The 26776-nt window shown below is 65.8% G+C and carries 28 protein-coding genes; 13 read left to right on the forward strand and 15 right to left on the reverse strand.

Annotated features, from left to right (window positions below; genetic code table 11):
• Positions 1 to 7 precede the first annotated feature (7 nt).
• The 3 genes from A6F68_RS05915 to A6F68_RS14985 all read right to left on the reverse strand — a co-directional run bounded on the left by A6F68_RS05915 (position 8) and on the right by A6F68_RS14985 (position 2055).
• Positions 8 to 1225: an AI-2E family transporter gene (locus A6F68_RS05915; RefSeq protein ID WP_067677341.1), complete on the reverse strand. Its 1218-nt coding sequence runs from the start codon at positions 1223 to 1225 to the stop codon at positions 8 to 10.
• 78 nt (positions 1226 to 1303) lie between these two features.
• Positions 1304 to 1915 carry a sigma-70 family RNA polymerase sigma factor gene (locus A6F68_RS05920; protein ID WP_067677343.1) on the reverse strand — a complete coding sequence of 204 codons (612 nt, stop codon included), beginning with the start codon at positions 1913 to 1915 and terminating at the stop codon, positions 1304 to 1306.
• Positions 1915 to 2055 (reverse strand): NepR family anti-sigma factor, encoded by a 141-nt coding sequence (locus tag A6F68_RS14985; RefSeq protein WP_198152693.1) that lies wholly within the window; start codon positions 2053 to 2055, stop codon positions 1915 to 1917. The genes A6F68_RS05920 and A6F68_RS14985 overlap by 1 nt, the downstream gene beginning before the upstream one ends.
• A 212-nt stretch (positions 2056 to 2267) precedes the next feature.
• On the opposite strand from A6F68_RS14985, the gene A6F68_RS05925 reads away from it, so the two are divergent.
• Positions 2268 to 3992 carry a CHASE domain-containing protein gene (locus A6F68_RS05925; RefSeq protein WP_067677345.1) on the forward strand — a complete coding sequence of 575 codons (1725 nt, stop codon included), beginning with the start codon at positions 2268 to 2270 and terminating at the stop codon, positions 3990 to 3992.
• Between the two features lie 37 nt (positions 3993 to 4029).
• Here A6F68_RS05925 and A6F68_RS05930 read toward each other — a convergent pair whose 3' ends face one another.
• Positions 4030 to 4821, reverse strand: a complete 792-nt coding sequence (locus tag A6F68_RS05930; protein ID WP_067677349.1) for a response regulator — start codon at positions 4819 to 4821, stop codon at positions 4030 to 4032.
• Between the two features lie 239 nt (positions 4822 to 5060).
• On the opposite strand from A6F68_RS05930, the gene A6F68_RS05935 reads away from it, so the two are divergent.
• Positions 5061 to 5705: a Crp/Fnr family transcriptional regulator gene (locus A6F68_RS05935; RefSeq protein ID WP_067677351.1), complete on the forward strand. Its 645-nt coding sequence runs from the start codon at positions 5061 to 5063 to the stop codon at positions 5703 to 5705.
• Positions 5706 to 5958: 253 nt separating this feature from the next.
• Here the strand turns inward: A6F68_RS05935 and A6F68_RS05940 are convergent, their stop codons facing one another.
• The gene (locus A6F68_RS05940) at positions 5959 to 6420 is read right to left on the reverse strand and encodes a response regulator (protein ID WP_067677353.1); all 462 of its coding nucleotides are present in this window, start codon (positions 6418 to 6420) and stop codon (positions 5959 to 5961) included.
• A 136-nt stretch (positions 6421 to 6556) separates the two neighbouring features.
• The gene (locus A6F68_RS05945; protein ID WP_067677355.1) at positions 6557 to 7711 is read right to left on the reverse strand and encodes a hypothetical protein; all 1155 of its coding nucleotides are present in this window, start codon (positions 7709 to 7711) and stop codon (positions 6557 to 6559) included.
• Between the two features lie 107 nt (positions 7712 to 7818).
• Between A6F68_RS05945 and A6F68_RS05950 the strand changes: the two genes are divergently transcribed.
• Entirely contained in the window at positions 7819 to 8943 is a 1125-nt protein-coding gene (locus tag A6F68_RS05950) for a fatty acid desaturase family protein (protein ID WP_067677357.1), read from the forward strand.
• Positions 8944 to 8991: 48 nt separating this feature from the next.
• Here the strand turns inward: A6F68_RS05950 and A6F68_RS05955 are convergent, their stop codons facing one another.
• From A6F68_RS05955 to A6F68_RS05965, 3 genes are all read right to left on the reverse strand, one after another.
• Positions 8992 to 9288, reverse strand: coding sequence for a hypothetical protein (locus A6F68_RS05955; protein ID WP_067677359.1), 297 nt, complete (start codon positions 9286 to 9288; stop codon positions 8992 to 8994).
• 62 nt (positions 9289 to 9350) lie between these two features.
• Complete coding sequence (gene lptG / locus A6F68_RS05960) at positions 9351 to 10448, reverse strand: LPS export ABC transporter permease LptG (RefSeq protein WP_067677361.1); 1098 nt, start codon at positions 10446 to 10448, stop codon at positions 9351 to 9353.
• Positions 10449 to 10457: 9 nt separating this feature from the next.
• Positions 10458 to 11693 (reverse strand): LptF/LptG family permease, encoded by a 1236-nt coding sequence (locus tag A6F68_RS05965; RefSeq protein ID WP_074428284.1) that lies wholly within the window; start codon positions 11691 to 11693, stop codon positions 10458 to 10460.
• A 118-nt stretch (positions 11694 to 11811) separates the two neighbouring features.
• Here A6F68_RS05965 and A6F68_RS05970 point away from each other — a divergent pair, with 118 nt between their 5' ends.
• The gene (locus A6F68_RS05970) at positions 11812 to 13080 is read left to right on the forward strand and encodes a hypothetical protein (RefSeq protein WP_067677363.1); all 1269 of its coding nucleotides are present in this window, start codon (positions 11812 to 11814) and stop codon (positions 13078 to 13080) included.
• A 4-nt stretch (positions 13081 to 13084) separates the two neighbouring features.
• Here A6F68_RS05970 and clpS read toward each other — a convergent pair whose 3' ends face one another.
• Together clpS and A6F68_RS05980 are read right to left on the reverse strand one after the other, a co-directional pair.
• Positions 13085 to 13450, reverse strand: coding sequence for an ATP-dependent Clp protease adapter ClpS (gene clpS / locus A6F68_RS05975; protein WP_232308207.1), 366 nt, complete (start codon positions 13448 to 13450; stop codon positions 13085 to 13087).
• 162 nt (positions 13451 to 13612) lie between these two features.
• Positions 13613 to 14464, reverse strand: coding sequence for a phasin family protein (locus A6F68_RS05980; protein ID WP_067677365.1), 852 nt, complete (start codon positions 14462 to 14464; stop codon positions 13613 to 13615).
• A 664-nt stretch (positions 14465 to 15128) separates the two neighbouring features.
• Here A6F68_RS05980 and A6F68_RS05985 point away from each other — a divergent pair.
• The 3 genes from A6F68_RS05985 (at position 15129) to A6F68_RS14990 (ending at position 16025) form a co-directional block, all read left to right on the forward strand.
• Positions 15129 to 15422 (forward strand): type II toxin-antitoxin system RelE/ParE family toxin, encoded by a 294-nt coding sequence (locus A6F68_RS05985; RefSeq protein ID WP_067677366.1) that lies wholly within the window; start codon positions 15129 to 15131, stop codon positions 15420 to 15422.
• Positions 15422 to 15730, forward strand: coding sequence for an addiction module antidote protein (locus A6F68_RS05990; protein ID WP_067677368.1), 309 nt, complete (start codon positions 15422 to 15424; stop codon positions 15728 to 15730). Before A6F68_RS05985 ends, A6F68_RS05990 begins: the two co-directional genes overlap by 1 nt.
• Positions 15731 to 15806: 76 nt before the next feature.
• Positions 15807 to 16025, forward strand: coding sequence for a hypothetical protein (locus tag A6F68_RS14990; RefSeq protein WP_157096672.1), 219 nt, complete (start codon positions 15807 to 15809; stop codon positions 16023 to 16025).
• Positions 16026 to 16190: 165 nt separating this feature from the next.
• On the opposite strand, the gene A6F68_RS06000 is transcribed toward A6F68_RS14990, so the two are convergent.
• Entirely contained in the window at positions 16191 to 18041 is a 1851-nt protein-coding gene (locus A6F68_RS06000; protein WP_067677372.1) for a PHA/PHB synthase family protein, read from the reverse strand.
• Positions 18042 to 18138: 97 nt separating this feature from the next.
• Between A6F68_RS06000 and A6F68_RS06005 the strand changes: the two genes are divergently transcribed.
• The 5 genes from A6F68_RS06005 (at position 18139) to A6F68_RS06025 (ending at position 21414) form a co-directional block, all read left to right on the forward strand.
• Positions 18139 to 19338 carry an LL-diaminopimelate aminotransferase gene (locus A6F68_RS06005; protein ID WP_067677374.1) on the forward strand — a complete coding sequence of 400 codons (1200 nt, stop codon included), beginning with the start codon at positions 18139 to 18141 and terminating at the stop codon, positions 19336 to 19338.
• Positions 19339 to 19429: 91 nt separating this feature from the next.
• On the forward strand, positions 19430 to 19987 hold the full coding sequence (locus A6F68_RS06010) for a helix-turn-helix domain-containing protein (RefSeq protein WP_067677376.1): 558 nt from the start codon (positions 19430 to 19432) through the stop codon (positions 19985 to 19987).
• A 32-nt stretch (positions 19988 to 20019) separates the two neighbouring features.
• Positions 20020 to 20358 (forward strand): hypothetical protein, encoded by a 339-nt coding sequence (locus A6F68_RS06015; RefSeq protein ID WP_067682160.1) that lies wholly within the window; start codon positions 20020 to 20022, stop codon positions 20356 to 20358.
• Positions 20359 to 20377: 19 nt separating this feature from the next.
• Entirely contained in the window at positions 20378 to 20890 is a 513-nt protein-coding gene (locus tag A6F68_RS15195) for a hypothetical protein (protein WP_198152694.1), read from the forward strand.
• Positions 20830 to 21414, forward strand: coding sequence for a JAB domain-containing protein (locus A6F68_RS06025; protein WP_067677378.1), 585 nt, complete (start codon positions 20830 to 20832; stop codon positions 21412 to 21414). Before A6F68_RS15195 ends, A6F68_RS06025 begins: the two co-directional genes overlap by 61 nt.
• Here A6F68_RS06025 and A6F68_RS06030 read toward each other — a convergent pair.
• Positions 21411 to 22625 (reverse strand): UbiH/UbiF/VisC/COQ6 family ubiquinone biosynthesis hydroxylase, encoded by a 1215-nt coding sequence (locus A6F68_RS06030; protein WP_084001719.1) that lies wholly within the window; start codon positions 22623 to 22625, stop codon positions 21411 to 21413. The genes A6F68_RS06025 and A6F68_RS06030 overlap by 4 nt on opposite strands.
• Positions 22626 to 22650: 25 nt before the next feature.
• On the opposite strand from A6F68_RS06030, the gene A6F68_RS06035 reads away from it, so the two are divergent.
• Positions 22651 to 24705 carry a protein-disulfide reductase DsbD family protein gene (locus A6F68_RS06035; protein ID WP_067677382.1) on the forward strand — a complete coding sequence of 685 codons (2055 nt, stop codon included), beginning with the start codon at positions 22651 to 22653 and terminating at the stop codon, positions 24703 to 24705.
• Here the strand turns inward: A6F68_RS06035 and A6F68_RS06040 are convergent.
• Both A6F68_RS06040 and A6F68_RS06045 read right to left on the reverse strand, forming a co-directional pair.
• Positions 24668 to 25231, reverse strand: a complete 564-nt coding sequence (locus tag A6F68_RS06040; protein WP_067677384.1) for a hypothetical protein — start codon at positions 25229 to 25231, stop codon at positions 24668 to 24670. The genes A6F68_RS06035 and A6F68_RS06040 overlap by 38 nt on opposite strands.
• A complete protein-coding gene (locus A6F68_RS06045; RefSeq protein WP_067677386.1) occupies positions 25228 to 26736 on the reverse strand; it encodes a S10 family peptidase in 1509 nt (502 codons plus the stop codon). Before A6F68_RS06045 ends, A6F68_RS06040 begins: the two co-directional genes overlap by 4 nt.
• Positions 26737 to 26776 lie beyond the last annotated feature (40 nt).

The raw sequence follows: 26776 nt of genomic DNA on the forward strand, positions 1-26776 counted from the left end.
CGAAAGCTCAGACGGTCCGCTCGCGCTCGTGAGGAGCGGGTAGCGGGCCGTCGGGCACTCCTTCGGCCGCTTCGGCGACGGGTGGTTCTCCGAACAGCGGCTCTCCGAACAGGAAGCCGACGAGGTTGGGGCGCCCCACGTGGTCGAAGAAAGCGGTCAGCGTGAGCAGGATCGGCACCGAAAGCAGCGCCCCCAGCACTCCCCAGATCCAAGTGAAATAACTCAGCGCGATCAGGATGAGCACAGGGTTCATCGTGAACCGCTTGCCGAGCACCGCCGGGGTGACGGCGTTCGATTCGATCGTGTGGAGGGCAAGGTAGGCCGCCGCAGGTATGATCCCGAGAAAGACCGTGTCCGCCGTACCGACGCCGAACAGCGCCAGCACTGCGACCATCGTCAGTGGCCCGATGTAGGGCAGGAAGTTGAGGATCGCCGCGAGCCCGCCCCACATGACCGGAGCGTCGAGCCCCAGGGCCCAGGCTCCCAGTGCCACCACCACGCCTACGCCCGCGTTGATCATGGTGACGGTGAGGATATAGGCCGCCACCCGGTCCTGCACTTCGCGGATGACCCGCGCGGCCTTGAGGCTTGCGCCGAAGTCGCTGCGCTCCAGCAGCAGCCGGCGCCGCATCCGCACGCGCGCCTCGACCATGAAGAACGCCATGAGGAAAGTGAGCAACGTTTCGAGCACCACGGTCGGGGTCGCATATGCGAACTCCTCGATCATGGACGGCGTAGCGACCACGACCTCGGGCGCCGTTTCGCCGGTGATTTCGGCGATCTGACGGTTCGCCTCGCCCAGCCAGTAGAACTGCCGCTGCAGGTCCTTGAAGCGCTCGCCGAGCTGATCGAGGATGGCGGGCAGCGAATCGAACAGGGTGATCGCCGGCTGGAGGATGAGAACTGCCGCGAGGACCAGGACGCTGAGCATGACCAGCAGTGAAAGGAGCGATGCCAGCACGTTGGGCAGGCCCCAGCTCGCCAGCTTGTCGGCCAGGGGCGACAGCACGATGGTCAGGATGAGCGCGGTGACCAGCGGGAGGAAGACCACCGACCCGACCGAGAGGACGAACGGCAGCGCGAGAAACAGCCCGAGGCCGAGGATCACCACCAGCGCCGAAATCAGCCGCAATTCCTGCGCCGCGAACGTCATTCGTGCCGTGCGCGAGGTCCGCCGCGGCACGGCGGGTGCGTCGAGATCGGTAGTGGGACGCGCCTCGCTCATGAACCGCCTTTCGCGTGTGCGACGAGTCTGCCGCGAAGGCGAGATCCGTTCAAGCGGTCACGTGCGATTGCGTGCGGATCAGCGCGTCGGTTCGCTGACGCCGTTGCCGGCGGCTACCTCGTCGAGTTCTTCGAGGATGGCGCGATGGGCATTCACGTCCTCGATCGAACGCTGCGGAACGTCGCCATCGTCGAGCATCGTCGTCAGCGCAGCCCGTGCGCGGCCGACGCGGCTCTTGATCGTTCCAACGGCGCAGCCGCAGATCTCGGCTGCCTCTTCGTACGAAAAGCCGCCTGCACCCACGAGCAGCAGTGCCTCGCGCCGCTCGGGCGGGAGGGTCAGCAATGCGCGACGCATGTCGCTCAGGTGGATCGGCTCTTCCTGCCCGGCCGGCGCCGTAAGGATCCGCTCGGCAACGGTCTCGTCATAGTCGCCGCGGAAGCGGTTCCGGCGCATGTCGGTCAGGTAAGCGTTGCGGAGGATGACGAACGTCCACGCGCGCATGCTGGTGCCGGGTTCGAAACGCTCTTGCGCAGCCCATGCCTTGAGCAGGGTTTCCTGGACCAGATCGTCGGCCATGTCGGGGCGCCCGCACAACCCGCGCGCGAACGCACGCAGGTGAGGCACGACATCGGTCAGCTCGCGTTTGAAGTCGGCCTGTTCGGAGGCCGTCCGTTTCGCCTCGGACATCAGTTCTTGGAGTCCAGCTTCGACAGCAGGTCCTTGAACGTGTCGGGAAGCGGCTCTTCGACGACGGAGTCGTATAGCTGGCGCAGGCCATTGGCCCAGCCCGGTGTGCCGGGACCGCCCGCAGTCTTTTCAGCAGTCACAGAAATTGTCTTCTTCCCCTCGCGAGAACCCGCGGCCGGTTTCTTCTTGTCCAATGTAGCTTCCGCCCCAGTTAAGCACCAGTATCCCGGGCTCGCCACCGCTGCGTCCGCGCTGCGCAGGGAAAGGTGAAGCAAGCCGATGAAACAGGGGAACGTTACTCGGCGATCTTTGTTCCCCCTTCACCCGAACAACGTTTCGGGCAGGCAGCAGGATGGGGCTCATCGGGGCGATCGAAGTGGAACGGCACGAGCAGGGTCAGCGGCGTTCGCGTCGCTGGCTGATATCCTATCCGCGCGCGACTCCGCTGACGATCTTCCTTCTGATCGCGGCCATCACGGCGCTCAGCGTCTTCGCGATCGAGCGCGGAGAGCGGCGGCGGGACGAAGCACGGCTATCCGAAACCGCGCAGGCGGTGGCATCGGCGATCGAACGTCGCGGCCACACGTCGTCGGCCTACCTGCGCGCGGGTGCAGCGCTGTTCGGCACGGTCGAAAGCGTCCCGCCAAGCCTGTTCCGCCGGTTCGTGAGCGAGCTGCGGCTCGATTCCGATTACCAGGGCGCCGAGGGGCTGGGCTGGGCGGAAACCATTACAGCGGACGAGATTCCCGACTTCGAGGAGCGGCTCGCCGAAGAGCTACCCGGCAGACCACGCGTGCGTCCGGCGCCGACCAGCAGCCGGGTGCACCTTGTGCCGGTCACTTATATCCAGCCCGACACGCAGCGTAACCGCCGCGCGCTGGCCTTCGACATGTATTCCGAGCCCGTCCGTCGCGAAGCGATGGACGAGGCCGAACGCACGGTCCGGCCGACGGCCAGCGGCCGCGTCGTGCTTGTGCAGGAAGGGGACGTCCCGGCCCCCGGTTTCCTCGTCTACATGCCGGTCTTCGACCAGGTCGAAGGGGGCAGGAACCTCAAGGGCTTCATATACAGCCCCTTCAACGGACGCGATTTCCTGGAATCGGCGCTGCAACTCGAGAACCGGAACGGCATGGGCGTACGTCTATACGACGGCGACGTTGCCGATCCCGATGTGTTGCTTGCCGAACTTCCAGGCGATGCGGCCACGCAGCGCATCCTGCGAAAGAGCATCGCCGTCGCCAATCGGACGATGCTGCTCGAAGTGCAGTCCGCTCGCGGGTCATCGCTGTCGATGCTGTCGATGCTGACCTTGCTGTTCGGCCTGCTCGTCGCGACGCTGCTGATGATCGTCGCCCGCCTCCTGACCCAGCAGGCGGTCGAGGACCAGACATCTCTCGACTGGCTGGCGGAGCAGAACTCGATCCGCGACACCCTTACGCGCGAACTCAATCACCGGGTGAAGAACACGCTGGCGAACGTGCTGTCGATCGTCAGTCTGACGCGCAGGCGCGCAACCAGTCTCGACGACTTTGCCGAAGGGATCGACGGACGGATCCGGGCGCTATCCGCAACGCATGACCTGCTGACCCAGTCGGAGTGGGGGACGACCCCGATCCGCGATGTGATCGAAGCCGAGTTGGCGCCCTATGCGCGGTCCGAGGGGGCGCTGGAAATCGCCGGTCCGCTGGTCGAGCTGGCTCCGAACGATGCGCTCTCGCTGGGCTTGGCAATCCATGAACTCGCGACCAACGCCACCAAATACGGCGCGCTCTCGGCCCCGGGGGGCAAGGTGCGGATCACCTGGGCGCTCGACCGGGACGACCTTGCCAGCATCCGGTGGGTGGAGACCGGTGGGCCGCCCGTTCCGGCCACGCGCCCGCGCGGGTTCGGAACCGACCTGATCCAGAAGATCGTCGCGCACGAACTGCGCCATCCGGTCGACCTGCGCTTCGAAGAGAGCGGGGTGGTCTGCACGCTGCATGTCCCCGTTCGCCAGCCAAGCGAGTTCGAGTTGCGCGCCCGCCGACGGGCTGCAGTGGCGGCTTCGGAAAAGGAAACGAAAAAGGGGAGCGATTGACGCTCCCCTTTCCACATTCACAACGCTGGTTCGAAGCTTAGCCCAGCGGGCGGCTCGATCCGAAGAATAGCGCCTGGCTGATGGCCGCCCGGACGGTCGATTCCTGGAACGGCTTTGTCACCAGGTAGGTCGGCTCGGGCCGGTCGCCCGTCAGGAGTCGTTCGGGGTAGGCGGTGATGAAGATCACCGGCACGCTGTCGATCGCAAGGATGTCATCCACCGCATCGAGGCCCGATGAGCCGTCCGCGAGCTGGATGTCGGCGAGGACGAGGCCCGGCGTGCGCTCCGCGACGACTTCCTGCGCCTGCGTGCGCGTGGCCGCCGTGCCGCAGATGTCGTGCCCGAGCGAGCGTACGAGATCTTCGAGCTGCATCGAGATCAGCGGCTCATCCTCGATGATGAGGACGCTGGTGGACGACTCGCGCTCGATTTCGTCGACGGCTTGCTGGACCATCGTCTCGATGTCGGCGGCGTCAATCTCCATGATCTCGGCCGCTTCCGGGATCGAGAAATCCTCGAGCGTCGTCAGGAGAAGAGCCTGCCGGTTGAGCGGCGTGATCGTCCGCAGGCGATCCTGCGCCGCCGCTTCGTGATCACCGTGGTCTCCGGCGTCGGCGACTTCGAGGTAGGCACTGGCCCAGACCTTGTTGAAGGCCTTGTAGAGCGGCACGCGGCCGCCCGAGAGCGATTCCTTCAGCCCTTCGTCGGCGAGCGCCGCTTCGAGCGTGGCACGCACGAAAGCATCGCCGGTCTGCTGAGAGCCGGTGAGCGCACGCGCATAGCGACGCAGATAAGGTAGATTGGCGGCGACTTGATCCCCGAGCGACATGCAGTCCCTTCCCGTTAAAATCCTGCGCACAGAACGTGCCCTGCGTCCGAAGGTTCCGGCTTCGGTTTGACAATGTGCGCGGGGTAAACATAGTGCGTGCTGTTGCGGGGAAAAGGGGAGTTGGGGAGTTGGGGGTAAAAGCCGTATCGGCATCGCTCCACGACTGTTTCGCTTGCCCGCTCCGCTCGGTCGAGGCGCTGTGTCCTCCCAGCGATGAGCAGACCCGAACCATTCAGGCCATGAAACGGGGCGAGCGATCGCTCGAGCGGGGCCAGCTGCTTTACGCGCAGGGTCAGCGCACGGGCGAGATGTATACCGTGCTCGATGGCATCCTTATCCGCTATCGAACGCTGGACGACGGGCGCCGGCAGATCGTCAACTTCATGTTCCCCGGCAACCTCCTTGGCCTCCAGGCGGCCTTCGACGAGCCCTGCGGCCATTCGGTGGAAGCGCTGATCCCTGCGCGGGTCTGCGTTTTCGATCGTGCCGACTTCCAGCCGCTCATCGCGGCGCACCCCCGGCTCGGCTTCGACATCGTGTGGATGGCGGCGAAGGAAGAAACCGAGCTCGAACAGCACATCGTCTCGCTGGGGCAACGCAACGCCCGCGAGCGGGTTACCGCTCTGGCGGTCTGGCTGCTCGAACGCGCGATCGCGACCGGACTGGCCGAGGACGGCAATCGACTGGCGATCCCGATGACCCAGGTCCAGATCGCTGATATGATGGGGCTGTCCCCCGTGCACGCCAACCGCACGTTGCAGAGCCTTCGGCGAGACGATCTGGTCGACTGGAAGCCGACCCTTCTTGTGATACCGGACATGCGTCGCGCGATCGAATTTGCCCGAGTAGGCGCACCCAACCCGCGAAAAAGTCCTTACATTTGAGATATTTGTAAGTTTTTTCCAAGCCCTCGCATTTTTTTTGATCGGGCCGGGAACGCGTTTTCGCATCGGGCATTTTATCATTGTCACCGCCGAGACCCCCCCTCCCGTCCAAGCGGCTGGTGATACGATCCCGAAGGGCCTCCGCTCTGAAAGCAGAGCGGAGGCCTTTTTTTTGTGCCTTTCGGAAATTCGACTGGACAACAACAGGAGCGAGCTGTCGGATGCCGCTCGATCCGCCGGGGATCTCAGTCAATCAGGATGCGGAAGTGGGCTCCGGCTCGCCCTTGCCGAGGGCATCGCGCAGCCGCGCAATCAGGCCTTCGCGGGGAGGGCGGCACAGCGCGTCGATCAGTTCCGCATGATCGTAGGGCTTCTGGAGCACCGGCCCCAGTTCGGCGATCTCTGCCGGAATGTCCTGCGGCGAGCCGGTAGAGAACACGATCCGCGGGGGCTTCGGTCCTACCGAATTGACGAGCTCGGCGATCGCCCAGCCGTCGTCGCGATCGGCTAGGTGCACGTCGAGCACGAGACCATCGGGTTTGTGCTCGCGCAGTGCCGCGAGCGCGTCTTCCGTGGTGGTGCAGATTTTCACCGACTTGGCCCCTGCGTCGAGCAGCGAGCCCTCGAGGGCGACCGCGATCAGGGCGTCGTCCTCTACCAGCAGAATGTCACCCAGCTTCTTGCCGGGGTTGCGCTTTTTTGCTGACTTCGACATCCGCACTGCCGCATCCCTCCGACGATCATGTCCCAACGACCGACCATCACATGCTGCGAACGGGTCGCTGGCGCGTGCGGTTCCCAGGCGGGAGAGGATTGCGGTGTGCCGTGGTTTTGCGGCCACAGACGGCCAGTCACAAGTCCTTGGCGTAGATCACGTACTCGCGATTGACCTTGCTTTCGATCGCGTCGGCGATCGCGACCATCCCCTGATTGTCGTCGAGGATCCAGCCGATTTCGCCGCGCTTTGTACCGTAGTGGGCAATGGCGTTGCGGCGAATGTGCTCGATCATCATGAAAGCGAGCTGGCTCGCCATGCGCGACGACTGGAGCCTCTTCTTCACGCCCATCAATGGCACCCGCATCGTCCGCACTTGCGGCTTGCGCAGCCAGAGCAGGAGTTTGGCCCATCCGAAGGGAAGCAGCCGTCCCTTGAGCGGAGCGATCGCCTCGTTGAGGTCGGGCAGGGTCATCATGAAGGCGACGGGCTCTCCATCGTACTCGGCGACCATGATGAGGTCCTCGAACACCACGGGTTTGAACTTCTTGCCGGCGTAGGCGATCTCCGCCTCGGTAAAGGGTACAAAACCCCAGTTGTCGGACCAGGCATCGTTGAGGATTTCGAGGATCAGCCTCGCTTCCTCGTCGAAACGCGACTTGTCGACGTTGCGGATGCGGATCCGTGCGTTCTTCTCTCCGGCGGCGACGATCCGCTGGATCAGCGGCGGGAACTCGCGGGTGACGTCGAGGTCGTAGGTCAGCAGCGACTTGGCCGGTTCGTATCCCCCCGCGCTGTCGATATAGCGGGCATAGCGTTCGGGCTGGTGCCCCATCATGATCGTGGGCGGATGATCGTGGCCTTTCACGAGTTGCCCCGGCTCCTCCCAGATCGACATGCTGAGGGGGGCGAGCACGCGGGTCATACCCTTGCCGCGCAGCCATTGCTCGGCCCTTGCGATCAACGCGTGGGCGACCTCTTCGTCCTCGGCCTCGAGCAGTCCCCAGTTACCCGTTCCCGGCCCCATCCCCTGTTCGGCGGGTTGGGCGAGGGCTAGGCGGTCGATGTGGGCGGAAATACGACCCACCGCACGCCCGTTCTCGCGCGCGATCATCAATTCGACGTCGGCGTGCTCGAAGAACGGGTTCTTGCCCGGGGTGACGAGCTCGATGGCCTCCATCCGCAGGGGCGGGACCCAGTTGGGGTCCGATCCATTCAGTCGATAAGCGAGATCGACGAATTCGCGCCGCTCGCGCTTGTTGGAAACGGGCGTGATCTCTATCTGGCGCATGAAGCGTTTTTGACCTCGTTCATTTCGCATATGCCGCGAAACCGCTATCGGTCGGCACGAACCGCGCAGGCGGATAGGCCGCGCACCCCGTTGTTGAAAAGCAGATTATGACCCAGCAGCTCGCCAACCCGCCCGCAAAGGCATCGCCGACCTACACCGGCGCGCGCAACGAGGACGACAAGGCGTTGCTGCGCGCCGCGGTGGAACTCACCCGCGACCTGGGCGAAGCCAAGGCGTCGATCTACTGGCCCGACATGCTCGGCTCAGCGCTCGTCGGGTACGCTGCGCTGGCGGGCGCAATCGTATCGGACACGCTGTGGGTCACCCTGCTGCTCGGCGTGATCGCGACGCTGGCGCTCTATCGGGCGCTCCTGTTCATCCACGAATTGACCCACATCCACCGTGATGCGCTGCCGGGCTTTCGGACCGCCTGGAACATCCTCGTCGGCATTCCCATGCTGATGCCGAGCTTCATGTACGAGGATGGGCACACGATCCATCATTCGCGCAAGCGCTACGGCACGCCCGACGATCCCGAATACCTTCCGCTCGCTTTGATGAAGCCGTGGTCGCTGCCGGTCTTCGTGCTCGTCGCACTGCTCGCGCCGATCGGACTGGTCATCCGCTATGGCATCCTGGCGCCGCTCGGCCTGCTCATCCCGCCGTTGCGGCGGCTGAACTGGGAGCGGTTCTCGACCCTGGCGATCAATCCCGATTTTCGCCGGCGTCCGCCGGCGGATGGCGACCGCAAGCGGTTCATCCTGCTCGAGACCGGAGCGGCGATCTGGGGCATTGTGGTGATTGCGAGCGTGTTCTGGATCGGCTGGCGCCCGCTGGTCGTCGCACTCGCGGTGTTCTCGGCGGTCGGCATCCTAAATCAGCTCCGCACGCTCGTCGCGCATCTGTGGGAGAACGACGGCGAGCCGATGAGCGTGACCGCGCAATATCTCGACACCGTCAACGTGCCGCCACCAGGCTTCATCGCCGCGTTGTGGGCGCCGGTCGGCCTTCGGTATCATGCGCTGCACCACCTGCTGCCCTCGTTGCCGTACCATTCGCTGGGCGAAGCGCATCGCAGGCTTGCGGCGCATGAGCTGGCGCAGGCGACCTACAACCGCGCTCACTATCGCGGGATGGCTCCGCTCGTCGGCAAGATCGCTTCGAGTACCATGGGGCGCCGCCAGTCCTCAGTGCAGCAAAAAGGGGCCGCCTCGGCTGAGGCGACCCCTTGAGACGCCGGCAGGGCATGAGCCCGGGCCGTGCGTGACGACTGATTGCAATTAGTCTTCGACGCTCAGCGTTCCGCTGTTCGTGTCGACCTTCACGCGCGTATCGGCATCGCCAACATCGGCCTTGACGCCGTCGGGGCCGATTGAAACCTTGTCCGAGGTGTCAGTCGCCGTCGTGCCGTCGGCGGGCGTCGTGACGACGGTGGTCTCGGTCGCCATCGGGGCCGCTTCCATTGCCGCGGCATCGCCTTCGGCAGTGGCCATCGCGTCGGCGTCTTCCGGGGTGCTGTCGGCACAGGCAGCCAGCGCGAGCGCAGCGGCGAGGGCGGGAATGGCAAACTTCTTCATGGTGTAACTCCTGGAAACATTGACCATCCCAACGGATCAATGCTGCCAAGGTTCCGCCACAATTACTCTTCGGTACGGACCAACACGGTCTCGCCGACCAGCGCGAAGAGGACGAACGGGGCCCACGCGGCGAGCAGCGGGGGATAGCCGCCGAAGTTGCCCATCGCGAGCGCGGCGTTGTCGACGACGAAGTAGGCAAAGCCCAGCGCCATGCCGATCACTGCGCGCACGAACAGCTGCCCCGACCGGGCGAGTCCGAACGCCGCCACCGCTCCCAAGAGCGGCATGAGCATCGATGACATGGGGCTGACGAGCTTGTGCCACCACTTGGACTCGAGTTCGGCGGTGCGGCGCCCGGCCTCGGCGTATTCGTCGATCGAGCGACGCAGGTCCCAGAACGAGGTGGCGTCGGGATCGACACTGCCCAGCGCGACCTGTTCGGGGGTGATGTCCTTGCCCAGCACCGTCTCGTCCAGCGTCGACGAACGCCCCCCGGCGATCTCGAAACGCACGGCCTCTTCCAGCTTCCAGCCATCGTCCGTCCAGGTCGCGCGCGGGCTGCGGATCTGGTCGGCGATGCCTCCGCTCGGCGAGCGGCGATACCAGGTCACACCGCTCAGCTGGGTGGCGCGCCCGGTTCCGGTGACCATAGCGGCCGAGAGGATGTCCGACCCTTCGGCGATGTAGACGTTCGCGCGGACGCCCGAATCCTTCGGCACCGCCTTGAACTCGTTGGCGTCCCACGCCTTCAGCGTCGCGGTCGCGCGGGTCACGACCCGTTCGTTGAAGGCAAAGCTGCCGATGCCGACGACGAAGGCGGTCAACAGAAGCGGCGCAAGCACCTGGTGGGCGCTGAGGCCAGCAGCCTTCATCGCGATCACTTCGCTGTTCTGATTGAGCCCGACCAGCGTGATGATCGTCGCCAGCAGCACCGAATACGGCAGGAAGCGCGCGACGAGCTGCGGCAGCCGCAAGCCGGCGTACGTCAGGATCTCGCCTTGGCCGTTGCCCGGAACCGCCAGGATCTTGCCGGTCGCGGTAAGGAGGTCGAGCATCAGCAGCACCAGCACGAGCATCACGAGTACCGCGAAGATGCGAACCGCGAACATCTTCGCGAGGTAGAGCGTCAGCGTGCGCGAAGGGAAAAAGTCGAACTGCATGGCTTCGGGCTACTCCGCGGCCGCCATGGCGGCCAGCCGCGCCGGTGGGCGGCGGCGCAGCAGCTTGCGCATACGCTTGCCGAGCTTCGAGAACGCGGTCTCCAGCGCGCCGATCGCCTGTCCTCCGGGCACATAGGCGACGCGGTAGTACATCCACAGGATCAGCGCGGCGAACAGGAGGAACGGCACCCACAGCGCGAGCGTCGGGTCGACACGGCCCAAGGTGGCATAGTCTTCGGCGTACTGGTTGATCTTGTGATAGGCGACCACCATCACGATCGACACGAACACCCCGAGCGCGCTGGTCGATCGCTTGGGCGGGATCGCCAGCGCCACCGCCAGCAGCGGCATCAGAAGCATCATGACCACTTCGACGAGCCGGAAGTTGAAGCTCGCCTGGCTACCGACCCGCGCCGCCCGGTCAGCCTCGGCCGTATCGCCCCAGCCGATCCGCAAGAGCTCGGGCAGGATGTACTCGCGGGTCTCGTCGCCGCGCGCGCGGAAGCGCTCCACGGCGGGCAGGTCGATCGGCAGGTCGTGGCGGGTGAAGCTGAGCACACGCGGGGTGGTTTTGCCGCCCATGTCCTGCACGATGATCCCGTCGGTCAGGCGGAAGATGATCGTGTCCGGATTGTCGCTCGTCGCGAGGAAGGCGCCTTCCTTGGCCGAGATCGACAAGACCTGCCCCTTCTCGTTGGATACGCGGGCGAAGATGCCGACGAGGCGGCGGCCGTCGTCCTCGCTACGCTCGATCCGCAGCGCCATGCGGTCCTTGAGCGTCGTGAACTCGCCCACCTTGATCGATGCGCCCAAGGCGCCCGAACGCAGTTCGTAGTCGAGCCGTTCGTACCAATACCGGCTCACCGGCTGGACGTAGAACACCAGCGCCACGTTGATCGCGATCAGGACGGCGGCGATCATGTAAGGTACCCGCAGCAGCCGCCCATAGCCTTGTCCGACGGCGCGCATCACGTCGAGTTCGCTGCTCGTCGCGAGCTTGCGGAACGCCATCAGGACGCCGAGCAGCAGACCCAGCGGGATCGCCAGGCTGGCGTATTCGGGGATGAGCGTCGCGAGCATCTTGAACACGACGCCGATCGGCCCACCCTGGACCGCGACGAAATCGAGCAGGCGGAGCATCTTCTCGAGCGTCAGCAACGAGGCCGCGAGCACAAACACCCCGAACATCGGAACGATGGTCAGCCGCAGGATGTAGCGATCGATGGCGGGCAGGAATTTGAGCACGGGTGTGGCGGTATGTCTCGCTTGTCGAGGTGCGTTAGCGACAAAATCGCCCGCGGTCATGCCCCCTGTTCGGGGGTGCAGCGAAAACGTTGCCCGCGAAGGGTCGTTTCCATGGCCGATGAAGAAATTCGCCTGCCTTGCCGCGCCGCTCGCGCTTGCCGCCTGCACCACATCCACTCCAGTCCCGGAAGATATGGCTTCGGTTTCGGACCTGCCGACCGGAGCGACCCGCTCTCCTTCGGGCTTCGCGACGATCGGCAAGGTGCCGCCCGCCGCGTGGCCCGAGGACCCGCCGCCCCAACCGGCCAGGCTCGACACGTTCGAGCGGCGAACGGCGACGGGTTCCGAGGCCGATCGGGCGAAGGCGCGGGAAGATGCCAACGGGCCCGAGGACTTCCAGCGCGAGGTCGAGCGGCTGATGCAGCTCCTGCCCGGTGCCGAGCGCGGCAACTTCGTCGAACTGCGACTGGCGCGCGACGACACGGTAGAGACGTTTCCGGCGCCGCTGCTCGGCGCGGAAGTCTGGTTCAAGCGCGATGCAGCCGCGACCCTCGCCAAGTACACGCGCGATCCCCGCTTCTTCGCGAAGACCGGTGGTCTCACCGAAAGCGAAATGCAGACCCTGCGCGGGCTCTGGTTCAAGCGTCTGGAGAAGGTACCGGGCGGCTATGGCATGAGCAGCGATCCTTCGCTCGGTCGGCTAGAGATTTCGCTCGGGGTAACCGAAGCGCAGTTCCGCGAGGTCGCGCGGCGAGAGGGCTGGAGCTGGGGCGACGAGGTCGATTTCAAGTTCAGCCCCGCGCAGCCGACAGCCTTTGCCGATCCCAACCTGGCCGGGCTCGTCCGCAGCTTCGCGCGCGAGGAGACCAACGCGACGATCCGGCTGACGGCGCTCGGCACCGGACGTATCACCCTCAAAGACGGGTGCTTCCGGCTGGACAGCCGCGAGCCTGCGCTGGTCATGTTCGGTTACGACGCCCAGCTGGGCCGCGACGCTGAAGGCTATCTGGTCGTGACGTCTCCGGGGCAGACGGGGAACCCCTACCGGATCGGCGAACCGGGAGCGTGGAATGCGCCCAACCATGTCGACGAGGACTGGCGTGACGTGAAGGCGCTGCGCGAGGCATGCGGGTCGGACCCGATCCTCAACGTCGCGGTGCCATCCTCGCAGCGGACGTTCGCGCTGCCCTACGCCGACTGGGTGCTCGATTACGCCCTTGTCAACGACCTGACCTACGACCAGGCGTGGGACCGGATCATGGCCTGCATGGCGCGCGAAGAGCGGGAAGGGGTCATGAGCATCGACGTGCGCGATGCCTGCGTGACCCAGTTCAATCGCAAGGGGCAGGCGCTGCCCCAACCGCTGCCTCCGCCTCCGCCGGGTTAGCGGCTTAGGCCTTCTCCAGCGTGCACTGGAGCGGGTGCTGGTTCTGGCGCGCGAAGTCCATCACCTGGTTCACCTTTGTCTCGGCGACCTCGTAGGGAAACACCCCGCACACCCCGACGCCGCGCTGGTGGACGTGGAGCATCACCCGCGTCGCCTGCTCGAGGTCCATGCGGAAGAACCGCTTCAGCACCATCACGACGAACTCCATCGGAGTGTAGTCGTCGTTGAGCATCAGCACCTTGTACTGGCTCGGCTTCTTGGGCTTGGTGCGGGTCTTGGTGGCGACGCCGACCGCATCGCCGGTATCGGCATCGTCGTCCTTCCCGGCGGCACGGACGGGGTCTTGCAGGGTAGGGAAGCGGTCGGTCATCGGTCTCGCAATATCGTATCGCCGGGCTGCCAAGCAAGATGCAGCGACGCTGGTTAAGCCATGGCAAACGAAAACGGGCCGGACGGATTGCACCGTCCGGCCCGTTTCTATGTCGCGCGCCCCTTGGAAAGGGGGAGAGGAGGGCGCGCGGGTCGAAGGCGCTTAGGCGGCCTTCGAGAACTTCTCGACCGCGAGGCTCACGCGGCTCGAAAGCGGCGCGAAAGCTTCGTTGGCGATCTTCATGCCGGTCTCGGCATTCTTCGAGTAGTGCGCGACGGCGGCGTCGAAGTTGCGACGGGCGATCTCGCCCTGCAGCTTGAACAGCTCGGTCGGGCTCTTGACCGCGGCCATCGCCTTGAGATCGGCCGTGGCGGTCTCGAACGCACCCTTGGCAACCGCGAGCTCGCCGCGGGCCATGTCCTGGACGCCGGTGCCGAGGATCTTGCCCGACTCGACGAGGGCTTCGACGTTGCCCTTGGTGAATTCGGTCATCTCGCCGGCGACAGCCTGGAGCTTGTCGTAGGCGGCCTTGGCGCGGGTCTGCGCGTCGGCGGCAAATTCCTTCGCCTTGGCGGCGTAATCGGCGTCGGCGGTCTTCTTGGCAGTGGCCATGATCTTGTCCTTCAGGTTCGAAACGGTGGAAACGGGGGTCTTGGCGGTCTTCGCGACCTTCTTGGCGGCGGGCTTGGCAGCCGGCTTCGCCTTGAGGGCGGTCTTCTTCGGCGCAGCCTTGGCGGCGACGGCCTTCTTCGCGACTTTCTTCGGCGCGGCCTTCTTGGCCACAGCCTTCTTGGCCGGGGCCTTCTTGGCGACGGCCTTCTTCGCAGGCGCGGCCTTCACTTCGGCAACGGCCTTGTCGATCTTCGGCGTGTCGACCTTCGGCGCTTCGACCTTGGCGGTCTCGGCGACGGAGGCCTTGTTGACGGTCACGTCGCCAGCGGCGGCCGCATACGCCTTTTCGGCGGCGGCATCAGCCTTGGCGGTATCAATCTTGGTCTCGGGCTGGGTAGCCATGAAACTTCGCTCCTATGTTGCAGTGCACAAAATAGGCATTGCAACTGCGAAGTCAAGGATTTTTTGTGCAGTGCAACATAAACCGTTCTCCGACCCTTTATCCGGGTCGCCTGTGGACCTTCGTGTCACGCCGACCGGTATGCAATCCAAAACTTCGTGAGGAGGAGAAGCTTTGGTATTACAGTTGGTTAGCGGAAACACGCATGTAGGAGGCGTGACTTTCGCTCCACGACTGGCCACCGGCCCCGCCCGCCGCTCGCAAGGCCGAGATCGCGCGTGCGCCATGCGTCGGCAGGGCGCGCCGAAGGTTTGGGCGGGATCACACGGCATTCCACCGCGCTATCAAATGAACCCACTGTAGGAAACTGGCCCTTGGACAAGGCGGCACGCAACGCATCGACGTGTTCCGGCACGAGGATCAGGTGCACGTGGTTGGGCATCAGAACCCAACTCCACACGGAGACACCGACCATCGCACAATGCTTGGCGAGCAGGTCGCGCTACGCTGCGTCATCCTCCTGGGGGAAAATTAAGTGCTCTGTCACCGTAATCCTAAGCTGGCGAAACTTCCCCGCGAAATTGGGGGAACGCCGCAAGCGCTAGATTCGTTAGCGCCTTGTCAACCCCAGTTGACAACGACTCTGGCGTCGACTATAGGATACACATGTTCGAGGTCCGGCAGACAACCCGTTTTGCCACTTGGCTGGCGGGTCTGCGGGACGAAAGGGCTCGCGGTCGCATCCTGAAAAGGATTGATCGAGCGCAAGCCGGAAACCTTGGAGATGTCGGCCCCGTAGGGGAAGGCATCTCAGAAATGCGGATTTTCTATGGGCCGGGCTATCGGGTGTATTTCATTCAGCGAGGGCAGGAACTGATCCTGCTGCTTTGCGGCGGCGATAAGTCCACCCAAGACGCGGACATTGAGGAAGCCAAGGAATTGGCAAAGGAGATTGAGTGATGGCTAAGATCGAAACGACCGCTTTCGACTCTGCGGATTATCTAAATACCGCTGAGGCAATCGCCGCGTATCTCGACGCCTATCTTGAGGATTCTACCCCTCAGGAGCTACGTAGCGCCCTTTCCACCGTTGCCCGCTCACATGGGGTCTCCGACCTCGCCCATCGCAGTGGGGTGACCCGTGCCGGAATTTACAAAGCGCTTGGAGAGGATGGCAATCCATCCTTTGAGACCATTCGATCCATACTTGCCGCTATGGGCTTGCGCCTAGCAGTGGAGCCCGCGGAAAGAGTTTTAGAGGCCGCCTAAGCCCCACGGAGCCCGACTCGACTCTCTCGGTTTCCACGTTAACTTCTTGATTCCGATCGCGGAATTAGGAGGAAAGATGGCCGATCAATCTGCCGTTCACACCGGCGAAAACTCGCCAGAGGAAGTTGCTTTTAAGCTGCTTCAGCTTATTGCCAGCGTCGAACAACGCGAAAGCTCTGGTCATGGGAAGAACCCCATGAGCCGGGAATACATCATCCGCACTTATTGCCAGTGTCTCCGCGCGGTCCATGCGCCTCACACTGTCGATGATATTGTAGCGAAATACCCGGGCTGACGAACTCCGCATAAGTCCGCACAACGGCGAAAACGTCGTCTTTGTCCGACGATGGGAGACGCAGGCATTCCAGAAATACGGTGACCGTGCATATAATTCGAGCCAACGGAACTCTCGCAGATTGCGGAATCCCTATAGCGAATTCGCCGCACTGAATTCTACCGTTTAGCGCGTCTTCACATACCGCCCCGGCGCGTCCTCGATCACCTTGTCGCCCTTTCCTCCGGGCTTGCGCTTGCCCGTTGCGGACACCTGCTTTCCGCCGCGCGCTTCCAGCCACTTGCGCCAGTGCGGCCACCAGCTCCCGGGGTGCTCGGTCGCGCCTTCGACGAATTTCTCGAGGCTCGGTGCCGCGCTGTCGCCGGTCCAGTACTGGTACTTGCCGGCGTCGGGGTGGTTAACCACCCCTGCGATGTGGCCTGAGCCGGCGAGCACGAAGGTGGTGTCGCCGCGCACGTGCCGGGTCATCCGCCAGACGCTTTCGGCAGGCGCGATGTGATCCTCGCGCCCCGCCTGGATGTAGATCGGGGTCTCGATCCGGGTGAGGTCGATCGGCGTGCCGTCGGCTTCCATCGCGTCGGGCACCACCAGCTTGTTGCCGCGGTAGAGGTCGCGCAGGTAATCCCCGTGCCACTTGGCGGGCAGGTTGGTGACGTCGCCGTTCCAGTGGAGCAGGTCGAACGCCGGGTAATCCTCGCCGAGCAGGTAGTTGTTGACGACGTAGTTCCAGATAAGGTCGCGCCCGCGCAGCATGTTGAAGGTGGCTGCCATGTAGCGCCCGTCGAGGAAGCCTTCCTTCGACAGGTTGCCGATCATCTCGAGCTGGCCCTCGTCGATGAAATGCTTGAGCTCGCCCGCCTTCTCGAAGTCGACCTGGGCGGTGAAGAAGGTGGCGCTGGCGACCTTGTCCGCCTCCTTCCGCCGCGCGAGGATCGCAAGGGCTGCGGCGAGCGTGGTGCCGGCGACGCAATAGCCGATCGTGTGCACCGCCTTCACCCCGAGCCGGTCGCGGATGACGTCGATCGCCTCGATCTCGGCGCGGATGTAGTCGTCCCAGACGACGTCCTTCATGCTCGCGTCGGCCGATTTCCAGCTGGTGACGAACACGGTCAGCCCCTGGTCGACCGCCCACTTGATGAAGCTCTTCTTCGGGGTGAGGTCGAGGATGTAGAACCGGTTGATCCACGGCGGGAAGATGACCAACGGGGTTTCGGCCACGGTCTCGGTGGTCGGGCTGTACTGGATCAGCTGGTAGAGCGGCCCTTCGTGCACCACCTTGCCGGGCGTCGTGGCGATATTCTCGCCAAGGCGAAAGGCGTCGGCGTCGGTATGGGTCAGCTGGCCGCGCCTGAGGTCGTTGATGAGGTGCTGCAGGCCCTTCACCAGGTTGGCGCCCCTGGTCTCGATCGTCCGCTGGAGCACGACCGGGTTGGTGGCGAGGAAGTTGTCCGGGCTCATCGCCTCGAGCGCGACCTTCGTCGCGAACGTCAGCTGCTCCTTCTTCTCGGGATCGACGCCTTCGATCGCCTGCGCCGCGGAGACGAAATACTCGGCGAGCATGAGATAGGTCTGGTGGAGCAGCGCGAACGCCGGGTGGCTGCGCCAGGCAGGGTCCGAAAAGCGCCGGTCCTTGCGCGGCAGGTCGGGCGCGCTCTCGCCGCCGGCCATTGCGCCGCCGAGCACGCCCTGCCACAGCTTCATGCCCTCTTCGGCCAGGCGCGCCTGCATCGCCATCCCGTCCTGCGCGGCCTTCGCCCATCCCTGGCTCATCAGCATGAATTGCGTCGGATCCATCATGGCCGGGGCCGCCTGCGCCGCGCGCGCCTTTTCGCCCATGAACTCGAGCCACATGGCCTGCATCTTCTGCGCCGTATCGGTCCAGCCGGCGATTTCGCCCCAGTCTTTCGCCACGGGCGCGCCCTGCGGCGCAAACTGGCCCCAGAGCTCGCGCATGGCCTCGCCCTGCATGTCGAAGAACCCGGCAAACGGGTCGGTCGGTCGGGATTCGTCGGCCATCTCGCGGTCCTTACCTAGCTAAGGCTGTTTCGCTGCGTTGCGGAATCGCTTACAGCCTATCGCGCCGCAACGCACCTGCGGCTTTGGTTTGGGACCGATGGACGACGAATTCTACCGCATCAAGCGACTGCCGCCTTACGTCATTGCCGAAGTCAACGGCATGCGGGCAGCAGCACGCGCTGCGGGCAAGGACATCATCGATCTCGGCATGGGCAATCCCGACCTGCCGCCTCCGCAGCACGTGATCGACAAGCTGTGCGAAGTGGCGATGAAGCCGGATGCGCACGGATATTCGCAGTCGAAGGGTATTCCGGGCCTGCGCAAGGCGCAGGCGAACTATTACGGCCGCCGGTTCGGGGTCGAGCTCGATCCCGAGAGCGAGGTCGTCGTCACGATGGGGTCGAAGGAAGGCCTCGCGAGCCTGGCGACCGCCATCACCGCGCCCGGCGACGTCGTGCTGGCGCCCAATCCGAGCTACCCGATCCACACGTTCGGGTTCATCATCGCCGGCGCCACCATCCGCAGCGTGCCCACCACGCCCGACGAGAACTACTTTGCGTCGCTCGAGCGGGCGATGGCCTTCACCGTGCCCCGGCCGAGCATCCTGGTCGTCAACTACCCGTCGAACCCGACGGCCGAGACGGTGGACCTCGCCTTTTACGAACGGCTGGTCGCCTGGGCGCGCGAGAACAAGGTGTGGATCCTGTCCGACCTTGCCTATTCCGAGCTCTACTACGACGGCAAACCCACGGTTTCGATCCTTCAGGTGAAGGGCGCGAAGGACGTGGCGGTCGAGTTCACCTCGCTCAGCAAGACCTTTTCGATGGCCGGCTGGCGGATCGGCTTCGCGGTGGGCAACAGGAAGCTCATCGCGGCGATGACGCGGGTGAAGAGCTACCTCGACTACGGCGCGTTCACCCCGATCCAGGCGGCCGCCTGCGCGGCGCTCAACGGACCGCAGGACATCGTCGAGAAGAACCGCCAGCTCTATCACAAGCGGCGCGACGTGCTGGTGGAGGTCATGGGCCGGGCGGGCTGGGACATCCCGCCGCCCCCCGCGTCGATGTTCGCCTGGGCGCCGCTGCCCCCCGCTCTCAAGCATATGGGCAGCCTCGAGTTCTCGAAGCAGATGCTCATCCACGCCGAGGTCGCCGTTGCGCCGGGTGTCGGCTACGGCGAGGACGGCGAAGGCTTCGTCCGCATCGCACTCGTCGAGAACGAGCAGCGACTGCGTCAGGCGGCGCGCAACGTGAAGCGCTGGTTCCAGCAGATGGGAATCAATAGCTCCGCAGCATGACCTGCGCGGAAACCGTTAACCCTTGCCGCGTTGTCGTTAGCCGAGGGTTGCGATATGCTAAGTTCTGATCCCGGAGGAGTGAGCTAGGGTAATGCCGGTGACCAGCCGCCTTGCCGAACTGTCCGAACGCGAGCGCGCGGTGCTCGGGGGTATCGACCGGCGCCTGCCGCTGAAATCGATCGCGGCCGAGCTGGGCGTCTCGGAATCGCGGGTCAACCAGCACGTGCGCGCCTTGAAAGAGCGCTTCGAGGTCAACAATCTGTCCGACCTGGTCGATGCGTGGCGCGCGGAAGATATTGAAATCAAAGAGGATGCGGACTGCAGAAATTCTGCATGGAGAAATCCGCAGGTTCCCCGAACGGCGATCGGCAGCGAAACGGGAGGCCGGGTCGCACCCGGGGAATTCGTTCTCTCCGACGCTGCGCTGTATGCGATCGAGGCGCCGTGGTCGATGGAGAGCGAGCCCCGGGTAGTCCCGGGGGCGCTCGACGGTGGTAACGCCGTCCTCCTCCGCTTAGCCGTCATCATCGGGATCGCATTCGGCCTTGTTGCTGCAATCGTCCTGGTGGTGACGGCCTCGCTCTCGCTGAGCGAAGCGCTGGAGGGCAGGGCCACGGTCCCCGCAGACCAATCGCAACCGTCGGGATGAGCGCCGGCGGATGTCCGCCGGAGTTCATCACAATGTCCGACAAGATCCGCCAAGACGCACTCAACCTGCGCAAGCTCGTCCGTGAAGCCGAAGCCGTCAGCGACGAGGTTCTCATCGCCTGCGCGCGCCTCAAGCAGGCCATGGTTCGCGCCCGCCAGAATCCCGACATCAACGTGGACACCGGACAGCGCGCCCTGATGCGCCTTACCCAGGCCGAGGCCCAGGCCCTTTCGCTTTCGACCAGCCTCCTTCGCGTACACGACGAACTGAGCAAGGTCGCCCGCGAGACGATGGGCGGCGATGGCGACGGCAACACCGTCATCGCGCAGGCCGCTGTCGCTGAGGACATTCCCGCGTTGATCGAGGCGTGAATGCCCGTATCACGCGCCCGTGGACCTGACTTCAGCCGATACGCGCTACTGGCTTCAAGCCGCCATCTTCGGACTCCTAGCACTCTCCGCCTGGCGGTGGGGCAGGGGGCCGGAGAGGCTGCTCGCCGGGGTGCTGGTCTGGTTCAGTGCCGGGGATGCGATCAATCACGCCCTCTTCGAGGTCGACGACCGTTACATGACGGTCGACACCGGTCATCTGGTCATCGATCTTGTCGCACTGGCGGTTTCGCTTGCCGTCGCGCTCAGGGCTAACCGGATTTACCCGCTATGGTTCGCAAGCTTTCAGCTTCTGGCAGTGATGGCGCACCTGGCCCGCGACGTCGCGCAAGAGGCGGCGCCGCTCGCGTACCTCGTGATGTACATCGGACCCTCGTATTGTCAGATCATAGTTCTGGCAGTGGGCATCTGGTGCCATCGCCGTCGGGAATTGCGGTACGGCCCCTATCGGTCGTGGCGGACCTCCTCGCCCCGTTCGCGGGCGACGGCGCCGCCGAACTGGCCGACCGGCTGATTGCGCGCTTCGGCTCGCTGGCCCGGGCGCTTGCAGCAAGCCCCGCGCAACTGCACGCCGCCGCCGGCGGGCACGAGGCCGCCTGCGCCGCCATCGCCGGAGCGCGGCGCCTTGTGGAGGCCGCGCTCGATGAAGAGCTGGTCCGCGCCCCGGTCGATGGTGCCGATCCCGCGCTCCACCGCTACCTGCGCGCCCGGTTGGTCGCCGCGGACACGGAACGGCTGCACGTCGTCTACTGCGACGCGGCGCGGGGCTACCTTGCCGACGAAACGGTGGCGGCGGGCGATGCCAGGCGAATCGAGGCCCGGGCCCGGCCCGTGATCGAGCGCGCGCTGGCGCTTGGGGCGGCGGGTTTCCTGATGGCCCACAACCACCCCTCGGGCGTGTGCCGGCCGAGTGCCGACGACATCGCCGCTACCCGGCAGCTTGCGGCGATCGCCGAGGCGCTGGAACTGACCCTGGTCGATCACCTGATCGTGACGCGGCGCAGCGTATTCTCGATGCGCGACGGGGGGTGCCTCTAGCCCTTGAGCATTTCGGGCAGCGCGCCCGACACGCCGCGCGCCTCGTCCATGAACCAGGTCTTGAGCGGGGAAAGGCGCTGGACCCCGGCCATGCCGAACCGGCGGACTGCGCTCGCCGTCTTACCCGGCAAGCCGAACAGCCGCGTCAGGCCGTCGGTCGCGAGCGCCACCGAGAAAGCGTCGAGCCCGCGCCAGCGCTCGTATCGTGCGAGGACCTGCGCATCGCCCGGCTCGAGACCCAGCCGCATCCCGTCGGCAATCACTTCGACCAGTGCCCCGACGTCGCGCAGGCCGAGGTTGAGCCCCTGGCCTGCGATCGGATGAATCCCGTGCGCGGCATCGCCGACAAGCGCGAGGCGATCGTCGACCACTTTTGCGGTATGGTGGAAGCCCAGCGGATAGGACGAGCGCGGTCCGATCGCGGTCACCTCGCCGAGTACGTCGCCCATCCGCTTGACGACTTCGGCGTGGAATGCCCGCTCGCCCAGCTTGAGCGTGCCCGCCGCATCCTTTTCGTCGACCGTCCAGACCAGCGCGCTGCGGTGACGGCCTTGCGCATCGTCGCGCATCGGCAACAGCGCGAACGGGCCGGCGGGCCAGAAGATTTCCCAGGCAGTTCCTTCGTGGGGCAGGGCGTGGGTCAGCGAGGAGATGATCGCGCGGTGGCGATAGTCCCACGTCGCGACCGCCATCCCTGCTTCCTCGCGGGTGGGAGAGCGACGGCCTTCGGCGGCGACGAGCAGGCTGCCCGCAAGGGCGCGCCCGTTGGCCAGCCGCGCGACGACGCCGTGCGGCCCACGCTCACGCCCGACGACTTCGGCACGGGGGTGGAACGCGATCAGCGACTCGCGCTCCGCAGCCTCGTAGAGCGCAAGCCGCAGTCGGCGGTTCTCGAACATCCGGCCGAGCGAACCCTCGTGCGGTTCGGGCACGAAGTCGATCCGCCCGGGCTTGAGCTGGTCGCTCACGGCGATCCGCTCGATAGGACAGGCAAAGGGTTCGAGCCGTTCGGCGAGCCCGATATTGGAGAACAGGTTCCAGCTCGCGGTCGAGATCGCGCTGGCGCGACCGTCGAACCCCTCGGCGGTCAGTTCGGCCGGATCGGCACGGTCGACCACGTAGCTCGAAATCCCCTTCTTCGCTGCAGCGAGGGCGAGAGTCATGCCGACCAGTCCGCCGCCGAGGATCACGAGGTCGCGCTTGTCGTCCATGGGTCCCGGCCCTAGAGCGCCGCACATGATCCGCGCAAGGACCTTGCCGCTGCTGGCCGCGATCTGCGCGCTGATCGCCGCGCTTTTGCCCGGTTTCGCGCTGGCGCAGGAACGCGCGAACCACATCGCCGCGCGGCTCGTGGCCGAAGGTCCGGTCGAGCCGGGTCGGCCGCTGACGCTGGCGATCGCATTCGACCCCGAGCCGGGCTGGCACGGGTACTGGTCCAACCCCGGCGATGCCGGATACGGGATGGAGCTGGACTGGCAGCTTCCCGAGGGCTGGCAGGCCGGTGAATCCCAATACCCGGTGCCGCGCAAGCTCGTGATCGGCGGGCTGATGAACCACGTCTACAAGGGCCCGTACGCGGTTCTGGTCGACCTGGCCGTGCCCGAGCGCGCGGCGGTGCAGAACATTGCACCGATCGTGGTCGATGCGCAGTGGCTCGCCTGCACCGACGAAATCTGCGTGCCGGAACAGGCGCGGCTGACGCTCGACCTGTCCAGCGCGCCGCCGCAGCCGACGGCGTTCGACCGCTGGCGGGCGGCGATCCCGGCGTTGCTCGACCGGCCGGTAACCTATGCCATCGACGGCAAGCGCCTGCGCATCGCGGTGCCGCTGCCGGCCGCGGTGGCCCTGCCCGAACCGCACGTGTTCGTCGGCCAGCGCGACCTCGTTCAATACGCCGCCGTGCAGACCTTCTCGCGCGAAGGGGACCTGCTCATCGCCGAAATTCCGCTGGCGGATGCGGTCGTCGCGCCGGATCCCATCAGCGGGATCCTGTCTTTCGGCGACGGCGACGGCGTGCGCTTCGTCGGCGAAAAGGGGACCGTTCCCGCAGCCGGCGTGCCGCTAAAGATCGCGTCCGCCGACACCGGGCCGCTGTGGCTGCTCCTGCTCGGCGCGTTGGCGGGCGGACTGCTGCTCAACGTGATGCCGTGCGTGTTTCCCATTCTCAGCCTCAAGGCGCTCAGCCTGGCCCGCGCGGGCGAAAGCGATGCCAGGGCCCGCGCCGAAGGGCTGGCCTATACCGCGGGCGTCGTGATCGCGACGCTGGCGCTCGGCGTGCTGCTGCTGGGCCTGCGGTCCGCGGGAGAGGCGGTCGGCTGGGCATTCCAGCTGCAGGAGCCGGCGGTCGTGGCGGGTCTGCTCGTGCTGGCGGTGGCGATCACTGCCAACCTTGCGGGGCTGTACGAGTTGCCGGCGCTCTCGGTCACGCGGGGCGGCGAACCGGCCAGCGCCTTTGCCACCGGCCTGCTCGCCGCGTTCGTGGCCACCCCGTGCACGGGGCCGTTCATGGCGGCCGCGATGGGCGCGGCGCTGCTGCTTCCGCCGCTGCAGGCACTGCTGCTGTTCGGCGCGCTGGGCCTTGGCCTGGCCCTGCCGTTCCTCCTGCTCGGCTTCGTCCCGCCGCTGCGGCGTATGCTGCCGAGGCCCGGGCCGTGGATGGTGCGATTCCAGCGCTGGATGGCGGTGCCGATGGGGCTCACCGCGGTGGCGCTCGTGTGGCTTTGCTGGCGGCTCGGCGGGGCATGGTTCACCGCGGTATCGCTGATACTCGCGCTCGGCGTGCTTGTCGCGCTATGGGCGGCGGGCCGGCGGCAGCACGTCGGCAAGCCCGCGGGCCGGACATTCGCGCTACTGGCAGCACCCTTCGCGGTGTTCGCCGCAGTCGCGCTGCCCGCGGCGATAGCCGAACAGCCCACCGCGGCCAGAGCTCAGGACGTGATCCCTGCTCAGCCTTTCAGCGAAGCGCGGCTCTCCGAAGCGCGCGCATCGGGCAAGCCGGTGTTCGTCTGGTTCACCGCCGACTGGTGCCTCACGTGCAAGGTCAACGAGGGTGTCGCCATCGAGCGCGAAGCGACGAAGGCCGCCTTCGAAAAGGCGGGCGTCGTCGCGCTGGTGGGCGACTGGACGCGGCGCGACCCTGAGATCACCCGGTTCCTCACCCGCCAGGGCGCGGCGGGCGTGCCGCTCTACATGTGGTATCCGGCGGGCGGTGAGGGCGTGCAGCTACCGCAGGTTCTAACGCCCGAAAGCCTCGTTACGCTGGCGGAGGGGACGGCTCCGGCTGGATCGTAGCCTCGGGCGCGCCGAGGCGGCGACAGCGTTCGATCAACTCGGCGGGGCGGGGGCTGCCCGGCAGCTTGAGAGTTCCCGCGCCCGGGATCGTGAGCTCGAGCCCGCGCACACCGGTCAGCGCATCGAGCCGGGGATCGGCAGGGTCATAGCGCCCCTGCCAGAAGAATCCGCGCTTCTCCCCGGCCGCCAGCGCATCGATCTTGAGCCGCTCGACGTGACCATTGCCGATCAGCGCCATCATGCCCTTCGCGCGCGCCTCGGTCGGGGCGAAGCGCGTGACCTTGAGCATCGCACCCCCGTCGGCGCATTCGAGCGCAAGCAGGGGTGCCTTGCCGGGGTGGCCGAACACGATCCGCTCCGGCCCGCCGCTGCCCGCCCAGATCGCTCCTTCCGTGCCCGGCGACACCATCAGGACCTGCGGCGCGCTCGCCTCGTCATCGAGGGCGATCCGCTCCACATAGCGATCGCTTGCCGGCGGGCGGCACGCGGCAAGCGCGGCGAGCGCGATGATCGAGAGGCGCCTCACCGTGCGCGAATGAAGGCACGCAGATCGTCCGACAGCTTGCGGCGATCCTCGTCCCGGACGTACATCATGTGGCCAGCGTCGTAGTAGCGGTACTCGATGCGGTCCTGCGGGAAACCGGTGCGCGACAGCGCATACTCGGCCGCGAAGAACGGGGTCGCGAAATCGTACCAGCCCTGACCCACGAACACTCGCATCGACGCGTTCTCGCGCATGGCCCGGCCCAGATAGGGGGCGACGGTGAAGTAGGCGTTGCGGTCGCGCCCTCCCGCAATCGTCCAGTCCCACGGCTGCACGCTGCCGATCGTCACATAGGGGCGGTCGGTCTGGTAACCGATGCTCTCGCGCATCCACGCGTTGATCGCCGCCGCATAGCCGCCGTCGATGCCGTAGAAACTGGGATCGTTGTCGGGCTCTTCGCCGGCATTGTCGTAGTCCCTGCCGATATAGCGGCTGTCGAGGCGGCCCACGGTCAGCCCGCGGTCGCGCAGCAATTCCTTGTAGAACCGCCCGCTGCTGACCCGCATGTCGGCGCGCTCGAGGAATTCCTCGGACAGGCCGGTAAAGCGCGCCAGTTGCGGGCGTATCGCGGCGCGCTCCTCGGCGCTCGCCTTCTGTCCCTTGAGGAGGAAGGCAGCGTAAGGCCCGATCGCGAATTGCCGCGCTTCCTCGACGAATGCCTCGACCGACGGCGCGCTGGCTTTCCCGTGGTAGAGCGCGGTCGCCGCCATGGTCGGCAGCACAGTAACGTAACCGAGCTCCGCGCCCTCGGTCTCGGCGCCCGCGCCGAAGTCGAGAATCGTCGAGATCAGGATCACGCCGTTGAGCGAGACGTCGTTGTATGCGCCCTCGAGTTCGTTGACGACTGCGGCCGATCGGGTCGTGCCGTAGCTTTCGCCGCCGAGGAACTTGGGGCTGTTCCACCGACCGTTCTTGTTCAGCCACTGCCGGATCACCTGGGCGACCGACTTGGCATCCTTGGTGACGCCCCAGTACTCCTCGCCCTTGGTGTCGCCGATCGGATGGCTGAAGCCGGTACCGACCGGGTCGATGAAGACGAGATCGGTGACGTCGAGCAGCGAGTCGGGGTTGTCGAGGATCGGGTAGGGCGGTCCGCCGTCGTCGCGTGCATCGCTCGGAATGGCGACCCGCTTGGGTCCGAATGCGCCCATCTGCAGCCAGACCGAGCCGGAGCCCGGCCCGCCATTGAACAGGAACGTCACGGGCCGCGACGGATCGCGCGGCTCGGCGATATAGGCGCTCGTGACTATCGCGGCCTTAGCCTCGCCCTTGTCGTCCTTGAGCACTTGCTCCTCGACCGTCGCGGTATAGCGCATCGCCCGCCCGCCGAACGTGCCGGACAGCGACTTCGAGGCGCTGTTCGCCTTGTAATCCTTCGGCGAGGCCGCCGCAGGCTTCGACTTGTCATCGTCGGCAGCCGCGGTGGGCAGGGCCCAGATGAACGAAAAGGCGAGCACGGCGGCAGCCGGCAGGAAGCGGACAGACATGGGCGGTCCTATGGCAAAGCCTCGCGGCGCGGTAAACGCA

Source organism: Tsuneonella dongtanensis (assembly GCF_001698205.1).
GTDB classification, from domain to species: domain Bacteria; phylum Pseudomonadota; class Alphaproteobacteria; order Sphingomonadales; family Sphingomonadaceae; genus Tsuneonella; species Tsuneonella dongtanensis.